This window comes from Erythrobacter sp. QSSC1-22B, assembly GCF_001678665.1.
Classification (GTDB): domain Bacteria; phylum Pseudomonadota; class Alphaproteobacteria; order Sphingomonadales; family Sphingomonadaceae; genus Qipengyuania.
The window spans coordinates 17,017-32,809 of the sequence record NZ_LZRP01000003.1 but is presented as its reverse complement, the minus strand read 5'-3'; the positions used below and the strand labels follow the sequence as shown (position 1 = coordinate 32,809).

At 66.5% G+C, this 15,793-nt stretch carries 14 protein-coding genes; 8 read left to right on the top strand and 6 right to left on the bottom strand.

Annotated features, from left to right (window positions below; genetic code table 11):
• Positions 1 to 25: 25 nt before the first annotated feature.
• Complete coding sequence (locus A9995_RS06110; protein ID WP_067610447.1) at positions 26 to 967, bottom strand: ABC transporter ATP-binding protein; 942 nt, start codon at positions 965 to 967, stop codon at positions 26 to 28.
• 110 nt (positions 968 to 1,077) lie between these two features.
• Here A9995_RS06110 and A9995_RS06105 point away from each other — a divergent pair, with 110 nt between their 5' ends.
• From A9995_RS06105 to gloA, 5 genes are all read left to right on the top strand, one after another.
• Complete coding sequence (locus A9995_RS06105) at positions 1,078 to 1,338, top strand: zinc-finger domain-containing protein (protein WP_067610445.1); 261 nt, start codon at positions 1,078 to 1,080, stop codon at positions 1,336 to 1,338.
• 55 nt (positions 1,339 to 1,393) lie between these two features.
• Positions 1,394 to 2,818 carry a metalloprotease TldD gene (tldD, locus tag A9995_RS06100; protein ID WP_067610443.1) on the top strand — a complete coding sequence of 475 codons (1,425 nt, stop codon included), beginning with the start codon at positions 1,394 to 1,396 and terminating at the stop codon, positions 2,816 to 2,818.
• 97 nt (positions 2,819 to 2,915) lie between these two features.
• Positions 2,916 to 3,314 (top strand): hypothetical protein, encoded by a 399-nt coding sequence (locus A9995_RS06095; protein ID WP_067610441.1) that lies wholly within the window; start codon positions 2,916 to 2,918, stop codon positions 3,312 to 3,314.
• Positions 3,315 to 3,360: 46 nt separating this feature from the next.
• Complete coding sequence (locus A9995_RS06090; protein ID WP_067610439.1) at positions 3,361 to 3,912, top strand: DUF924 family protein; 552 nt, start codon at positions 3,361 to 3,363, stop codon at positions 3,910 to 3,912.
• A 73-nt stretch (positions 3,913 to 3,985) separates the two neighbouring features.
• On the top strand, positions 3,986 to 4,474 hold the full coding sequence (gloA, locus tag A9995_RS06085; protein ID WP_067610437.1) for a lactoylglutathione lyase: 489 nt from the start codon (positions 3,986 to 3,988) through the stop codon (positions 4,472 to 4,474).
• On the opposite strand, the gene nth is transcribed toward gloA, so the two are convergent.
• The 4 genes from nth to A9995_RS06065 all read right to left on the bottom strand — a co-directional run bounded on the left by nth (position 4,471) and on the right by A9995_RS06065 (position 10,265).
• Positions 4,471 to 5,196, bottom strand: a complete 726-nt coding sequence (nth, locus tag A9995_RS06080) for an endonuclease III (protein WP_067610435.1) — start codon at positions 5,194 to 5,196, stop codon at positions 4,471 to 4,473. The genes gloA and nth overlap by 4 nt on opposite strands.
• A 49-nt stretch (positions 5,197 to 5,245) precedes the next feature.
• Positions 5,246 to 6,820 carry a glutamine-hydrolyzing GMP synthase gene (gene guaA, locus A9995_RS06075; protein ID WP_067610433.1) on the bottom strand — a complete coding sequence of 525 codons (1,575 nt, stop codon included), beginning with the start codon at positions 6,818 to 6,820 and terminating at the stop codon, positions 5,246 to 5,248.
• Between the two features lie 448 nt (positions 6,821 to 7,268).
• Positions 7,269 to 8,828 carry a class I adenylate-forming enzyme family protein gene (locus A9995_RS06070; protein WP_067610431.1) on the bottom strand — a complete coding sequence of 520 codons (1,560 nt, stop codon included), beginning with the start codon at positions 8,826 to 8,828 and terminating at the stop codon, positions 7,269 to 7,271.
• Positions 8,829 to 8,879: 51 nt separating this feature from the next.
• Positions 8,880 to 10,265, bottom strand: a complete 1,386-nt coding sequence (locus tag A9995_RS06065; protein WP_067610429.1) for an L-serine ammonia-lyase — start codon at positions 10,263 to 10,265, stop codon at positions 8,880 to 8,882.
• A gap of 154 nt (positions 10,266 to 10,419) precedes the next feature.
• Here A9995_RS06065 and gyrB point away from each other — a divergent pair, with 154 nt between their 5' ends.
• Genes gyrB through A9995_RS06050 form a run of 3 tightly spaced genes read left to right on the top strand, consistent with a single transcriptional unit; the run spans position 10,420 to position 14,960 of the window.
• Positions 10,420 to 13,023 carry a DNA topoisomerase (ATP-hydrolyzing) subunit B gene (gene gyrB, locus A9995_RS06060; protein WP_082992524.1) on the top strand — a complete coding sequence of 868 codons (2,604 nt, stop codon included), beginning with the start codon at positions 10,420 to 10,422 and terminating at the stop codon, positions 13,021 to 13,023.
• Positions 13,024 to 13,029: 6 nt separating this feature from the next.
• Positions 13,030 to 14,208 (top strand): AI-2E family transporter, encoded by a 1,179-nt coding sequence (locus A9995_RS06055; RefSeq protein ID WP_369815808.1) that lies wholly within the window; start codon positions 13,030 to 13,032, stop codon positions 14,206 to 14,208.
• A complete protein-coding gene (locus tag A9995_RS06050; protein WP_067610427.1) occupies positions 14,205 to 14,960 on the top strand; it encodes a M50 family metallopeptidase in 756 nt (251 codons plus the stop codon). Before A9995_RS06055 ends, A9995_RS06050 begins: the two co-directional genes overlap by 4 nt.
• Positions 14,961 to 14,967: 7 nt before the next feature.
• Here the strand turns inward: A9995_RS06050 and A9995_RS06045 are convergent, their stop codons facing one another.
• Complete coding sequence (locus A9995_RS06045; protein WP_168157340.1) at positions 14,968 to 15,693, bottom strand: hypothetical protein; 726 nt, start codon at positions 15,691 to 15,693, stop codon at positions 14,968 to 14,970.
• Positions 15,694 to 15,793 lie beyond the last annotated feature (100 nt).

Genomic DNA, 15,793 nt, shown 5'->3' with positions numbered 1-15,793 from the left:
CGCAAGCGGGAGCTGCGCGACAGCCTCAGCCCCCGCCGGTCAGCTGGACGAAGACATCCTCGAGATCGGCTTCGCGGGTGGTGACGTCCTGGATCGCATAGCCATGGCTCTGGACCAGCGCGAGAACCTGGCCCGCGGTGGTGGCGTCGCGGTCGTAGGTGATGTCGAGCCTGCGGCTTTCGATCACTTCGGCCTTGAGGAAGCTTTCGTGCATCGGCGGGCCGGCGAGATCCTTGTCGACCGTCACCGAGACGATCTTCTCGCGCGCCATCCCGATCAATTCCTGCGTCGGCTTGTTGGCGATCAGCTCGCCATGGTTGATGATCGCGATCCGGTCGCACAATTGCTCGGCTTCCTCGAGGTAATGCGTGGTCAGCACCACCGTCACCCCTTGCGCGTTGAGCCCCGAAACCAGCTCCCACAATTGCCGCCGCAGCTCGACATCGACGCCCGCGGTCGGCTCGTCGAGCACCAGGATCGGCGGGGAATGGACCATCGCCTTGGCGATCAGCAGGCGGCGCTTCATGCCCCCCGAGAGCGTGCGCGCATAGGCGTCGCGCTTGTCCCAGAGATGCACCGCGCGCAGCAGTTCCTCGCTGCGGCGCGCGGATTTGGGGACGCCGTAGAACCCGGCCTGGTTTTCGAGCACCTCGAAGGGAGTGAAGAAAGGATCGAAGACGATTTCCTGCGGCACGATTCCGATCGAGCGCTTGGCGTTGCGGCGGTTGCGATCGATGTCGAACCCCCAGATCTCGGCACTGCCACCGGTCTTGTCGACCAGCCCGGCGAGGATGTTGATCAGCGTCGACTTGCCCGCGCCATTGGGGCCCAGCAGGCCGAAGATGCCGCCCTGAGGGACGTCGAAACTGACCCCCTTGAGCGCCTCCTTGCCTTCGCCCGCCTCGCCCTTGCCGGGGGCGTAGCGCTTGGCCAGATTGTCAATGCGGATCGCGGGGGGTGATACCATGCTGCGGCGGTTAGGTAGCCGCGCGGCACAAGGCAAGCGGCAGGAGCGGCACTGCGTGGGGGCTATTGCGGCGTTGCGCAGGGGCCGTGCAGCCTCTAACGGCTTGGCTCATGAGCATCGCCCCGCCCGAAACCATTACCGTCGACCTGACCCGCGTCTGGTGTGACGGTGCCAGCGACATTCGCGGCGGCGCGAATTTCCGCCCCGCCGCGCTGGGCCATCCCAAGATCTATCTCGAGATCGACGAGCACGGCTATGTCGATTGCGGCTATTGCGATCGCCGCTTCGTCCTGCGCGGCGGCCCGGCGGATGGCGCCGACCAGGCGACCCTTCCCGACATTTCCGAAGGCGGCGACCCCGGACACCGCTAAGCAGCCAAGGCGCCGCGACCTTTCGCAGCGCGCGCCGGACGCCTACATAGGCGGAATGAACCAGACCACCGATCCGCATGCGCTGCTCTACGGCGCTTCGCTCTCCCCCGACGAAGCCAAGGCGCTTACCGCAAAGCTGCTTTCCTCCTGCGACGATGGCGAGCTCTACCTCCAGTTCCTCGCTTCGGAATCCTTCGCCTTCGACGACGGCAGACTGAAGAACGCCGATTACAGCCGCGATTCCGGGTTCGGCCTGCGCGGCGTGTCGGGCGAGATGACCGGCTTCGCGCATGCCAACGAGATCAGCGCCGCCGCGATCGCCCGCGCAGGCGAAACGCTGCAATTGCTCGATGCGACCAAATCTCCGCTCGCCGCGCCGCCGCAGCGCAGCAACCGCCATCTCTACACCGCCGACAGCCCGCTCGACGCGGTGCCCTTTGCCGAGAAGGTCGCGCTGCTCGAGAAGATCGACGCGGTGGCGCGCGCCAAGGACCCGCGCGTCGCGCAGGTCACCGCCAGCCTTTCGGCAAGCTGGAGCACGGTCGAGATCATCCGCCCCGACGGTTTCGTCGCGCGCGACATCCGCCCGCTGGTGCGGCTCAACATCGCCATCGTCGCCGAAGCCAACGGCCGCCGCGAGCGCGGCAGCTTCGGGATGGGCGGACGCTATCTCTACGACCACCTGTTCGACGAAGGCCAATGGATGCGAGGTATCGACGAGGCGGTGCGTCAGGCGCTGGTCAATCTCGACAGCGTCGCCGCACCCGCGGGCGAAACCACCGTGCTGCTCGGCCCCGGCTGGCCGGGTATCCTGCTCCATGAAGCGATCGGCCACGGGCTCGAGGGCGATTTCAACCGCAAGGGCACCAGCGCTTTCTCCGGCCGGATCGGCGAGCGGGTCGCCGCGCCCGGGGTCACCGTGGTCGACGACGGGACGATCGCCGAACGCCGCGGCTCGCTCAGCATCGACGACGAAGGCACCCCGACGCGCGAGACCGTGCTGATCGAGGATGGCGTGCTCAAGGGCTATATGCAGGATCGGCTCAACGCCCGGTTGATGGGCGTCGAGGCGACCGGCAACGGCCGCCGCGAGAACTACCAGCACGCCCCCATGCCGCGGATGACCAACACCTTCATGCGCGCCGGGCACGACGATCCCGCCGAGCTGCTGTCGCGGGTGAAAGACGGGATCTACGCCACCTCCTTCGGCGGCGGACAGGTCGATATCGTCTCGGGCAAGTTCGTCTTCGCCTGCACCGAGGCCTACAAGGTCGAGAATGGCAAGATCGTCGCCCCGATCAAGGGCGCGACGCTGATCGGCGACGGCCCCTCGGTGCTCACGCGGGTGAGCGGGATCGGCAACGACCTCGCGCTCGACGAGGGTGTCGGGGTCTGTGGCAAGGCCGGGCAGAGCGTCCCCGCCGGGGTGGGCCAGCCGACGCTGCTGATCGACGGGCTGACGGTGGGCGGCACCGGCTGACGGCTGGCCACAGGGCGGGCACCGGGCAGCCACTGGGCGGCACTCATCGCGGGTTCAGCGCTGCTCGGATACAGGTAGGTTCCAAAGGAGATTCGCGATGAACAAGCTCTCTGCACTCGCCGCCGCTTCGGCTGCGCTTACGCTCATGGCTGCACCCGCAACCGCCGAGGAGCGCCCCAGGGGCGAGGCCAAGCTGGCGCAGATGCTCGAAGGCCGCGTTGCGGGCGAACCGGAGCGCTGTATCCGACTGATGGGCAGCGACCCGCTCACCATAATCGATGGCGCCGCGCTCGTGGCAAAGCGGGGCGACACCATCTGGGTCAATCGCACCGCCAATCCCGACTCGCTCGACGATGACGACCGGATGACGATCAGAAAAACCAGCGCCTCGCAATTGTGCCGTCTCGACCAGATCACCACCTCGAGCCGCGCGGGCAATTTCTTCACCGGCGTCATTTTCCTCGAGGACTTCGTTCCCTACCGCCGCGAAGGCTGATCCCGCAGCATGACCCCCGGATGATACAGGACCGGATGATACAGGCATGACACTGGCCCACCGGCCCTGGGCTGCGGACCTGCTCTACGTCTGGTTCAACCAACTGGGACCCGAAGACTGGTTCGGCGGCTCTCCAGCGGTCGATCTGCTATTGTACGAACGGTTCGAGCGCTGGCTCCACGCGCTGGGGCGGCGACCTGCCAAAGAATTCTTGGGCGATGCCAAAACCGCGCGCGCCGCCATCCTGCTGTTCGACCAGGTGCCGCGCAATCTCTACCGCGGCGGCGCGCAGGCCTTCGCCTGGGATCCGCTGGCGCTGGAGCTTACCCACGGCATGCTTGCGCGTGGCTGGCACCGGGGGCTGGCGCAGGATGCGAAACAATTCCTGCTGATGCCGCTGATGCACAGCGAGGCGATCGCCGACCAGCGGCTCAGCCTGACAATGTTCGCGCGCCACGCTCCCGCTTCGCTGTCCTTCGCCCGCTCGCACCACACGATGATCGCCCGCTTCGGGCGCTACCCGCATCGCAACGAGGCACTGGGGCGCAGCACGACACCCGCCGAACGGCGCGCCATCGACGCGGGCTTCAGCTGGTAGGCAACCCCTTTGCGCCGCTCGGCCCGACCGTGCATGGGAGCGCACAACACAGGACTCGCAAGGAGAACCCCCGATGACCGCCAATCCGCACGGCTACACGCTCAACCACACCATGCTGCGGGTCAAGGACCCGGAAAAGAGCCTCGAATTCTATTGCGGGGTGCTGGGCATGACCTTGCTGCGCAAGGCCGATATCGAGGCCGGCGAGTTCTCGCTCTATTTCCTCGGTTTCACCTCGAGCGAGGACGAGGTCCCCAAGGGTGAGGCCGATGCGACCGAATACGTCTTCTCGCGCCAGGGCGTGCTCGAACTCACCCACAATTGGGGCACCGAGGAGGAAGACGGCCCGGTCTATCACGATGGCAATGCGGCGCCGCAGGGCTTCGGCCATATCGCGCTCGACGTTCCCGATCTCGCCGTCGCGGTGGCGCATTTCGACAAGCACGGGGTCGAGTTCCAGAAACGCCCCGAGGACGGGATGATGAAGCACATCGCCTTCATCAAGGACCCCGATGGCTATTGGGTCGAAATCCTCAGCGCGCGCAGCATGGCGGGACGCTAGGCACTAGGCTCAGCCGCTTCGTGCCGCGCCTGCCCGGTCCTGCACAGCGCCTGCGCCGGGCAGGCCGGACAATCCATATGGCTCGGACGGCACGTATTCTGCCCGACCTTTTTCATCAGCAGGTGATGCTCGTCGTAATCGGCGGCGCTCCATTCGGGCGGCATCGCGGGCATGATCGCGGCATAGGCGCGCGCGGTGTCGGCCTTTGGCGGCACCAGCCCCATCCGTTGCAGGATGCGGATGTGGTGCCCGTCGAGCACCAGCGCCTTGCGGTCGAGCGAGCTGGCGTTGACCACCCCGGCGGCGATCTTGCGCCCGACCCCGGGGAGCGTTTCGAGCCAGGCCAGCGCTTCGGTCGTGTCGAGCGGTTCGAGATGCCCCAGATCGAACGCGCCGCGCTCCGCCACCACCGCCTGCAGCGCGCGCTTGAGCCGCTCGGCGGCGACATTGGGGTAGGTCTGCGTCGTCAGCAATTCGCGCAACTCGTCGAGCGGAGCCTCGGCGACCGCCTCCCATGTTCTATAGCGCGCCAGCAGCCGGTCGGTCGCGGCGTTGGAGATCGGCGATTTGGTCCGCGCGCCGATCAGCCCCTGTACCAGCACCCATTCGGGCCGCCGCCACTTCGCCGCCGCCCGCTCGATCCGCCCGAAGCGCTGGACCAGCAGCGGCTGGAGCCGCCGCAGCGTCTCGGTGCGCGGATCGGGGCCGAGGGGGAGTTGCATTTCAGGCGCTACAGACGATCGGTGTCATCTCCAAAGCCCGCGCAACCCTCTACTCCCACTCGATCGTGCCCGGCGGCTTGCTGGTGTAGTCGTAGACCACCCGGTTGATGCCGCGCACCTCGTTGACGATACGGGTCGCCACATTGGTCAGGAAACCGGCGTCGAAGGGATAGACATCGGCGGTCATGCCGTCGGTGCTGGTCACTGCGCGAAGCCCGCAGACATTGTCGTAGGTGCGCGCATCGCCCATCACCCCTACGGTCTTCACCGGGAGCAGCACCGCAAAGGCCTGCCAGATCGCATCGTAGAGCCCGGCGTTGCGGATTTCCTCCAGATAGATCGCATCGGCCTTGCGCAGGATGTCGCAGCGCTCCTTGGTCACTTCGCCGGGGATGCGGATCGCGAGGCCGGGACCGGGGAAGGGATGGCGGCCGACGAAGGCTTCGGGCAGCCCCAGCTCGCGGCCCAGCTCGCGCACCTCGTCCTTGAACAATTCGCGCAACGGCTCGACCAGCTGCATGTTCATCCGCTCGGGCAGCCCGCCGACATTGTGGTGGCTCTTGATCGTCACCGATGGCCCGCCGGTGAAGCTGACGCTTTCGATGACATCGGGATAGAGCGTGCCCTGCGCGAGGAAATCGGCGCCGCCGATCGCCTTGGCTTCCTCCTCGAAGACATCGATGAAGGTCTTGCCGATTAACTTGCGCTTGGCCTCGGGGTCGGTGACCCCGGCCAGCCCGGAAAGGAACAGCTCCTCGACATCGCGGTGGACCAGCGGAATGTTGTAGGAGCCCTTGAACAGCGAAACGACCTGCTCGGCCTCGCCCTGCCGCATCAGGCCGTGGTCGACGAAGACGCAGGTCAGCTGCTCGCCGATCGCCTCGTGGATCAGCACCGCGGCGACCGCCGAATCGACCCCGCCCGACAATCCGCAGATCACCTTGCCATCTCCCACCTGCGCGCGAATCTCCGCGATCTTGGTCGCGCGGAATTCGGCCATGGTCCAGTCGCCCGCCAGCCCGCAGACATGACGGGTGAAATTGGCGATCAGCTTCGCGCCATCGGGGGTGTGGACCACTTCGGGGTGGAACTGGATGCCGTAAAAGCGCCGCGCCTCGTCGGCGATCACCGCGACGGGCGCGCCATCGCTGGTGGCGACGATGTCGAAACCGGGCGCGAATTGCGTGACCTTGTCGCCATGGCTCATCCACACCTGGTGGCGCTCGCCGACTTCCCACAAGCCGTCGAACAGCGCGCAAGGCTCGGTCACGGTCAGATACGCGCGGCCGAATTCTCCGCCTTCACCGGTTTCGTGACCCGGACGGACCTCGCCGCCCAGCTGCTGGGTCATCACCTGCTGACCGTAGCAGATGCCGAGGATCGGGATCCCCGCCTCGAACAGCGCGGCGGGCGCGCGCGGGCTGCCCTCGTCGGGGACGCTGGCGGGCGAGCCCGAGAGAATCACCCCCTTGGGCTTCATCCGCGCGAAGGCCTCCTCGGCCATCGTGTAGGGCGCGATTTCGGAATAGACTCCGGCTTCGCGCACGCGGCGCGCGATCAGCTGGGTCACCTGGCTGCCGAAATCGACGATAAGGATGGAATCGGGGAGATGCGCTTGGTCCATGCGCGCCGCGTTAAGGCCTCGACGGGAACCCGTCCAGCGCGGGCAATCATGGCAGCGAAATCAAAGCGATCGCGATCGGAAATGTGGCTCGAACCGGCCATCTCGGGCGGTCTTGCGCGAATCGCAACTGTGCTGGATGTTTTCTCACTTTCGTACGCGAGGCTGTAACATTATTACAGATCGCACAGTCGACCAGTGGATGTCCCCCCTCCCGGTCGACACGTTCGAAACCCGCCGCGATGCACGACATCGTGCTGTGGTTTTCGGCCTTCCTTGCGGTGAGACCGGTCGCAACCAGCGATCCTCTCCCCCGTCGATCGGCGATCGGTCCCGCAAGGCGATATGGCAGCGAGTAGAGACGCGGCCCCCTTCTCCCTCTCCCACCCTCCCGATGGTGGCCGCGTCTCGAAAGCACCCGCCAGGGGTGTTGGAGACTCGGCCAGATCGGTTAGGCAGGCAGCCCGCGGCGGACCGCTTCCTCGCGCAATTCGGTCTTGAGCAGCTTGCCGATATGGCTGCGCGGCATGTCGTCGACCGCGTGCAATTGCGCCAGCCGCTGGGTCTTGCCCAGCCGCGCGTTGACCGCATTGCGGATCGCTTCGGACTCGCGCGCGCCCTCGGCCAGCACCACGAAACCCACCGGGGTCTCGCCCCATTGTTCGGAGGCGACTCCGATCACCGCGGCCTCGACCACGTCGCCTTCGGCCATCAGTGCGTCTTCCAGATCGACCGGATAGATGTTGAACCCGCCCGAGATGATCATGTCCTTGGCGCGCCCGACCAGCTCGAGGAAACCCTCGGCATCAAGCCGTCCGATATCGCCCATCCGCTGGCACACCTGTCCGGTGTCGGGGTGGGTCCAGTGGCCTTCGCGGGTCTTGCCCGGCTGGTTCTTGTACCCCATCATCATCGCCGGACCGATCCCGACCAGATTGCCCGGCGTGCCCGGCGGGACGGGCCGGTCCTCGTCGTCGAGCACCAGCAATTCGCTCCCCGGCGCGGGTCGCCCGACGGTGTGCAGCTTGTCGCGGTGCTCATGCGCCGCCAGCAGGCAGACCACCCCGCCCTCGGTCATCGAATAGATTTCGATCAGCGCGCCCGGCATGCGATCGAGCACCTCGGCCTTGAGCTCGGCCGAGAACGGCGCCGAGGTACAGTATTTGTAGCGCAGCGCCGACAGGTCGAAGCTGTCGAAACGCGGCTCCTGCATCAACCGGCGATATTGCACCGGGACCAGCATGGTGTGGGAGATGGCCTGCGCCTGCGCGATTTCCAGCCAGCGCGAGGCATCGAACTTGGCCATCACGGTCGCCGTCCCGCCCGCCAGCAGCGGCGCGAGGAAGGCGACCATGGTGGTGTTGGAATAAAGCGGGGTCGAGGCGAGCGCGCGCACCGGCTGCTCGCTGGCGCGATAGCTCGCGGCGGTGGTCGCGAATTGCCGCCAGCGCATCAGATGCGAATGGACGATCCCCTTGTGGGTGCCGGTGGTGCCCGAGGAATAGATGATGTTGAAGGGATCGCCGGGTTCGGGCGCGAAGGTAGGCGGCGTGGCTCCTGCGGGCGCCATCCAGTTATCGAGCTCCTCGTCGAGCACGATCCGCTCCATGCCCGGGAAGCAGCCCTCGCCCAGCTCGGTCAGCTTGGCGCGGTCGATGAAGATATGCCGGGCGCCGCTGTCGGCGGCCATGCCCGCGAGCTGCTCGGGACTGGCGCTGGTGGTGAGCGGCGCGGCGACCCCGCCCGCGCGCACCGCGGCGAGAAAGACCAGCGCATAGGCCAGCGAGGAATAGCCCAGGATCGCGACCGACTGTCCGCGTTCCAGCCCGGTCTCGACCAGCCGCGCCGCGATCCGGTCGAGCCGCTGGTCCAGCGCGCCCCAGCTCAGTTCGCCGCTATCGTCGCGCAGCGCGATGGCCTCGGGCTGCACCGCGGCCCAGCGGCGCAGGATGGTGTCGTAAGTGCCGAATTCGGCGGTGAGGTCGGCGGGGGTGGGTGCGGTTTTGGTCATGGCGCGCGAGACTATCCGCCCCGCGCCCCATGTCCAGTCGGCATTATCCGGTCAGCATTCGATGACGTTGACCGCGAGCCCGCCCTGGCTGGTTTCCTTGTATTTGGTCGACATGTCGAGACCGGTCTGGCGCATGGTCTCGATCACCTGGTCGAGGCTGACGCAGCTTTCCGCCGCGGTCCGGTGCAGCGCCAGCCGCGCGGCGTTGACCGCTTTCACAGCGCCGATCGCATTGCGCTCGATGCAGGGCACCTGCACGAGGCCCCCGACCGGATCGCAGGTGAGGCCCAGATTGTGCTCCATCCCGATCTCCGCCGCGCTGGCGACCTGATCGGGGCTCGCGCCCCACAGCGCCGCAAGCCCGCCCGCCGCCATCGAACAGGCGACCCCGACCTCGCCCTGGCAGCCCATCTCGGCCCCCGAAATCGAGGCGCGCTGCTTGTAGAGCAGCCCGATCGCGCCGGCGGTGAGCAGGAAGGTGCGGCGGCTGTCGGTGCAGCGCTCTTCCTCGGCATTCTTGCAATAGAAGCGGATCACCGAAGGGATGATGCCCGCCGCGCCATTGGTTGGTGCGGTGACCACGCGTCCCCCGGCAGCGTTTTCCTCGTTCACCGCCATGGCGAAGCAGTTGAGCCAGTCGAACAGCGCCTCGCGCTCGTTGGACAGCGGCGCGGCGGACAGCTTGTCCCACAGATCGGGCGCGCGGCGGGCGACCTTGAGCCCGCCGGGAAGCACCCCGCGCTGGCTCAGCCCGCGCTCGATGCAGCTGTCCATCGCCTCGGCGACACGGTCGAGCCCGGCGAGCGTCTCGGCACGCGGGCGAAAGCTGTCCTCGTTGGCGAGCGTGAGTTCGGCGATCGAAAGCTCGTTGCCCGCGCATTGCGCCAGCAGTTCCTCGGCGGAACCGAAGGGATGCGCCACCGCGGTCCCCGCCGCCACGCGGTCGTTGGCGGGGCGTTTCTTCAATTGCGCCTCGGAGGCGACGAAACCGCCACCGGTCGAATAATAGGTCCGCTCGAACAGCGTTGCACCCGCGTGGTCGAGCGCTGCCAGCCGCATGCCATTGGGGTGCAGCTTGGGGATGATGTGCCCGGCGAGGTCGATGTCGCCGCGCGGATCGAAACCGATCGCGTGCCCGCCCGCCAGTTCGAGCCGCCCCGTTTCGCGCAAATGCGCCAGGGCCGCGGCTGCCTCGTCGGGGCAGGTGGTTTCGGGGCTGAAACCCATGAGTCCGAGGATCGCCGCATCGGGCGTGCCGTGGCCGATCCCGGTCAGCGCCAGCGAGCCCTGCAGCTCTACCGTGACCCGCGCGGTCTGCGCCAGACCACCGGATTTGGCCAACGCCCGCAGGAACATACCGCCGATCCGCATCGGTCCCACGGTGTGCGAGGAAGAGGGACCGATCCCGATCCGGAAAATGTCGAGCACCGAAAGCATGGCTGCGAGATGGCCCGCTCGGCGTAGCAAAGCAAGTGGTTGCACCCGAAACCATCGCGGCCGCAGCGCGAGCCGTCGATCGACCCCGGCGATCTGTGGGAAAGATCGGCGGTAAAACTTTGGAAATCAGCGGCTTTGCGCCTATATAATCACCATGAACGAAACACCTGAAACCAACCCCGAATCCACCCCCGAAACCCCGGCCGCAGCAGCCCCCGAAACCCGGACCGACGGCCCGCCGGTTCGGGTCCGCCAGGAAGGCGCCTATGGCGCGGATTCGATCAAGGTTCTCAAGGGCCTGGACGCGGTGCGCAAGCGCCCCGGCATGTATATCGGCGACACCGATGACGGCTCGGGCCTGCACCACATGGTGTTCGAGGTCTCGGACAACTCGATCGACGAGTCGCTGGCGGGCCATTGCGATCTGGTGCTGATCGAGCTGAACCCCGATGGCTCGGTCTCGGTCGAGGACAATGGCCGCGGCATCCCGGTCGATATGCACACGGGCGAGGGCGTCTCGGCGGCCGAGGTCATCATGACCCAGCTCCATGCGGGCGGAAAATTCGACAACACCAATGACGACAACGCCTACAAGGTCTCGGGCGGGCTTCACGGGGTCGGCGTCTCGGTGGTCAACGCGCTGAGCGAATGGCTCGAGCTGCAGATCTGGCGCGACGGCATGGAACACCGGATCCGCTTTGAACACGGCAACACGGTCGCTCCGCTTGCGATCACCGGTGATGCCCCGCCGGTCGCCAGTTCGGGCGACGAACGCGGTCTCAAGAAGGGCACCCGCGTGACCTTCATGCCATCGACCGACACCTTCAAGAATGTGCTCGAATTCGACTTCGACAAGCTCGAGCACCGCTATCGCGAGCTCGCCTTCCTCAATTCGGGCGTTCACATCCTGCTGCGCGACAAGCGCCACGAGGAGATGGCCGAGCACGATCTTTATTACGAGGGCGGGATCGCGGCCTTCGTCAAATATCTCGACCGCAACAAGCAGCCGCTGTTCGTCGATCCGATCTCGGTCTCGGCCGAGAAGGACGGGATCGGCATCGATGTCGCGCTCGAATGGAACGACAGCTATTACGAGAACGTCCTCGCCTTCACCAACAACATCCCGCAGCGCGACGGCGGCACGCATCTGGCTGCCTTCCGCGCCGCGCTGACCCGGACGCTCAACAATTACGCCCAGAGCTCGGGGCTGATGAAGAAGGAAAAGGTCACGCTTTCGGGCGAGGACATGCGTGAAGGACTAACTGCGATCGTCTCGGTCAAGCTGCCCGATCCCAAGTTCGGCTCGCAGACCAAGGACAAGCTGGTCAGCTCGGAAGTGCGCCAGCCGCTCGAGGCGCTGATGGGCGAAAAGATGAGCGAATGGCTGGAGGAAAACCCCGCCGACGCCAAATCGATCATCCAGAAGGTGATCGACGCCGCCGCCGCGCGCGAAGCCGCGCGCCGCGCGCGAGAGATGAGCCGCAAGGGCGCGATGAGCATCGCCAGCCTGCCCGGCAAGCTGGCCGATTGCCAGGACCGCAATCCGGAAAATTGCGAACTGTTCCTGGTCGAGGGCGATTCCGCAGGTGGCTCGGCCAAGCAGGGCCGCGATCGCCGCACCCAGGCGATCCTCCCGCTCAAGGGCAAGATCCTCAATGTCGAGCGCGCGCGCTTTGACCGGATCATTTCCTCCAAGGAAGTCGGCACGCTGATCCAGGCGATGGGGACCGGCCTGCGAGACGAGTTCACGCTCGACAAGCTGCGCTATCACAAGATCGTCATCATGACCGACGCCGATGTCGATGGCGCGCATATCCGTACGCTGCTGCTTACCTTCTTCCACCGCCAGATGCCCGAGATCATCCGCGCCGGGCACCTCTTCATCGCCCAGCCCCCGCTCTACAAGATCCAGAAGGGCAAGTCGGAGGTCTATCTCAAGGATCAGCCGGCCTACGACCGCTTCCTGGTCCAGACCGGGCTCCACGGCCGCCTGCTCGAAACCGCGAACGGAACGCGCGGCGGCGCCGAACTGGCCGGACTGGTCGAGCACGCGCTGCGGCTGCGCAACCTGTTCGGCTTCGTCCCGCGCAAATACAATTATGCGCTGATCGAGGCGATGGCGCTGACCGGCGTGCTCGACCCCGAGCTGACCGATCGCAGCGCGGCGCTGACCAGGGCGGCGGCGCATCTCCAGATGGGCGACACCGAAGCGCGCTGGAGCGCCGATATCGGCGAGGATGGCCTGGTCCGCTTCCGCCGCACCTGGCGCGGGGTGACCGATGTCCACGAGATCGAGGCGGCCTTCCTCACCAGCGCCGAAGCGCGCAAGCTCCATCGCGTCGCGGGCGAACACGCCGAGGTTTACGAGCGCCCGGTGCGATTGGTGAAGGGCAGCGAGGACGAGCCCGACGCCGACGATGCCGAGCCCGCGCCCGAGAACAATCCGGACGCCGAGAGCGAGGCGCTGACGGTTATCGACGACAGTTCGATCACGCTGCCCTCGCAGTTGCTCGATGCGGTCATGGTCGCGGGGCGCAAGGGTCAGAAGGTCCAGCGCTACAAGGGTCTGGGCGAAATGAACGCCGAGCAATTGTGGGAGACCACGCTCGATCCCGACAACCGCGCATTGCTCCAGGTCAAGGTCGAGGATGCCGATGTGACCGACGAGATATTCACCCGGCTGATGGGCGATATCGTCGAGCCGCGGCGCGAGTTCATCCAGGACAATGCGCTCAATGTCGCCAATCTCGATGTCTGATCGCGGGTGAGCCAGACCGGCGACCTGCCGCCGCCGAGGGATCGAGCCGATTCGCTGACCGGTGATGCGCTGGAGGCTTCCACTGCCGAGAACCGCATCGAACGCGGCGGTTTCCTCGTGTTCCTGGCGCTGGCGACGCTTGCCTTCCTTGCGATCGCGTGGCCGTTCGCCGCGCCGATCCTGTGGGCGGCGCTGGCGGCGATCATCTTCCAGCCGCTCTATCGCCGCTTTCTAGGCTGGCGCCCGGGCCACGAAAACCAGGCCGCGGTGGCGACGCTGCTGGTGGTCACCTTCGCCGTCGTCCTGCCCGCGGTGATGATCGGCAGTGCGATCGTCGCGCAGGCGATCGAGGTCGTCATTGCCTTTCAGGAAGGCCGGGTCGATGTGGCAGGTTGGTTTGCGCAGATCATGGGTGCGCTGCCGTCCACGACGCAGGCCTGGCTGGCGCAATCGGGCTGGGGCGACCTCGTCGCGGCGCAGAACCGGATCCAGGATTTCGCCGAGCAATCCGCAGGGCTGATCGCCGCGCAGGCGCTGGCCATCGGCGGCGGCGTTGCGGGCTTCCTGCTCTCGCTGGGTGTGGCGCTCTATGTGGGCTATTTCTTCCTGCGCGACGGCAGCGCGATCGGCCATGCGGTGGTCCGTGCGCTGCCGATGGAACGCGCCATCGCCGAAGAGCTGGCCGACCGTTTCCTCACCATCGTGCGCGCCACCATCAAGGGTTCGGGCGTGGTTGGATTGGTACAGGGCGCGCTGGGCGCGATCACCTTCTGGATCGTCGGGATGCCCTCGGTGCTGCTGCTGGGCCTGCTGATGGCATTCGCCTCGCTGCTGCCTGCGGTCGGTCCGGCGCTGATCTGGGTCCCCGTGGCGATCTACCTGCTCGCGATCGGTGCGGTCTGGCAGGGGGTGGTGGTGATTGCCTCAGGCGTCGCGGTGGTGGGGCTGGCGGACAATCTGCTGCGCCCGATCCTGGTGGGCCGCGACACCGGGATTCCCGACTGGATGATCCTGGTGACCACGTTGGGCGGACTCGCGCTGATCGGCCTGTCGGGGATCGTGCTCGGGCCGCTCGCCGCCGGGCTGTTCATCGCCGGCTGGTCGATCCTGAGCAAGCAGCGCGAGGAAGCATCCACGAACGCACCCGAACTCGCGCCCGGCCCCGCGCCCGAAACCGCCGAATGAACTGGCAGCCGCCCTCGTTTCCGCCCCGGCGCCACCAGACCACGCAGCAGCAGCAAGTCGGCCAGCTGATCATCGCGGGCGCGCTGGTGATCTTCCTGCCGCAACTGCCGCTGGGCAATTACCTGCTCTACCCCTTCACCATCCTGACGACCTGGTTCCATGAGATGGGCCATGGAATGGCGGCGCTGGCGCTGGGGTGGGAATTCGAGCGGCTGGTGCTGCTGTCCGACGGCTCGGGCTATGCCGAGAGTTTCTCGCCCGCCAACCCGAGCGCCTTCGCCACTGCCTTGGTAAGCCTCGGCGGGCCGCTGGGACCGACCGTGATCGGCGCCGCGCTGATCGCCGCGACCAGGCGGCAGGAATTTTGGCGTCCCGCGCTCTATGTGCTCGCCGCGATCATCCTCGTCTCGACGCTGATCTGGGTGCGCAGCATGGTCGGCTTCCTGGTCCTGCCGCTGATCGCCGCCGCGCTGGTCGCAATCGCGCTGAAGGCACGCCCCGGGCTGGTGCGGTTTGCGGTGCAGTTCCTCGGGGTGCTCGGCGCGCTGAGCATGCTGCGCGACTGGCATTATCTGTTCTCGCACAGCGCGGTGATCGGCGGACGCCCGATGCTGTCGGACACCGGCGCGCTCGAGGAAGCGCTGTGGCTGCCCTACTGGCTGTGGGCGATCCTGATCATCGCGATATCGGGAGCGATGGTGGGGGCCGCGCTCAAATACGCCCTCGCCGAGGACGGCGGCCCCCACCGCTGATCGCTCTTCAACCGGGACGAATCGGCCGTTCTGCACTGTCGTAGGTGACGGTGGTATCGACGGGCGTATCGACACCAGTGTCGACAGCGGTATCGGTCCCGGTATCGGCCCCGGCATCGCCGATCTCGGTGTGCGCTTCATGGCGGGCGTTGTCGACTTCGCCCGATTGATCGCCAACTCCTTCGCCGGCATCGCGGACCATATCCGCGAACAGCTTCTCGTAATGGTTGAGCGCCCTGCGCATTTCCTCGGTTGTGGCGTCACCGCCCTTGTCCGCGATCTCGTGCCCCTGGCGATAATGATTGGCGACCTCGGCGTGATCGACCGTCAGATCCTCGTAGCGGCGGTCGAAATTCTCCACCGGAAAGCCGCGTGCCTCCATCATCGCGCCCAGCAACCGATCGCCGCGCAGAACGGCTTCCTGCGGGCTGTCGACGAACAGCGTCTTGGTTTCGTGCCATTCGGCGGTGAAGCGGTCGCGCTCGGCGAGAGTCAAAGGACGGATGTGGAAGTCGGAGACTCGCTGCTCGCGCTCCGCCAGATTGCGTTCGGCCTTGCCGCGCCCGCCGACCCGGTCGACTGTGCGGTCGTACTCCTCGCCATAGCGATCGCGCAGCTTGGTGGTCTTGCGCTGGCGTAGGAAAAACCAGATCGCGGCCAGGACGATTACGATCGCCGCGATGATGATCAGGAATGTGGTGGTCTGGTCGGCCTGCATCGAAATTCTCCCCATCGCCCGGATCGCGCGTGCGAATTGGCGGGCCTGCAGGGATAAACCCGCCTCCCGCCGGTGCGTTCCTCAGACGAAGGCTGGCGACCGCTGGCTAAGGCCG

Excerpts from the sequence above, each read along its gene's own strand:
- tldD (WP_067610443.1), top strand. The coding sequence starts at position 1,394 with ATGAACCAGACCACCGATCCGCATGCGCTGCTCTACGGCGCTTCGCTC.
- A9995_RS06105 (WP_067610445.1), top strand. The coding sequence starts at position 1,078 with ATGAGCATCGCCCCGCCCGAAACCATTACCGTCGACCTGACCCGCGTC.
- A9995_RS06095 (WP_067610441.1), top strand. The coding sequence starts at position 2,916 with ATGAACAAGCTCTCTGCACTCGCCGCCGCTTCGGCTGCGCTTACGCTC.
- nth (WP_067610435.1), bottom strand. The coding sequence starts at position 5,196 with ATGCAACTCCCCCTCGGCCCCGATCCGCGCACCGAGACGCTGCGGCGG.
- A9995_RS06090 (WP_067610439.1), top strand. The coding sequence starts at position 3,361 with ATGACACTGGCCCACCGGCCCTGGGCTGCGGACCTGCTCTACGTCTGG.
- A9995_RS06045 (WP_168157340.1), bottom strand. The coding sequence starts at position 15,693 with ATGGGGAGAATTTCGATGCAGGCCGACCAGACCACCACATTCCTGATC.
- A9995_RS06110 (WP_067610447.1), bottom strand. The coding sequence starts at position 967 with ATGGTATCACCCCCCGCGATCCGCATTGACAATCTGGCCAAGCGCTAC.
- A9995_RS06050 (WP_067610427.1), top strand. The coding sequence starts at position 14,205 with ATGAACTGGCAGCCGCCCTCGTTTCCGCCCCGGCGCCACCAGACCACG.
- gyrB (WP_082992524.1), top strand. The coding sequence starts at position 10,420 with ATGAACGAAACACCTGAAACCAACCCCGAATCCACCCCCGAAACCCCG.
- guaA (WP_067610433.1), bottom strand. The coding sequence starts at position 6,820 with ATGGACCAAGCGCATCTCCCCGATTCCATCCTTATCGTCGATTTCGGC.
- A9995_RS06070 (WP_067610431.1), bottom strand. The coding sequence starts at position 8,828 with ATGACCAAAACCGCACCCACCCCCGCCGACCTCACCGCCGAATTCGGC.
- A9995_RS06065 (WP_067610429.1), bottom strand. The coding sequence starts at position 10,265 with ATGCTTTCGGTGCTCGACATTTTCCGGATCGGGATCGGTCCCTCTTCC.
- gloA (WP_067610437.1), top strand. The coding sequence starts at position 3,986 with ATGACCGCCAATCCGCACGGCTACACGCTCAACCACACCATGCTGCGG.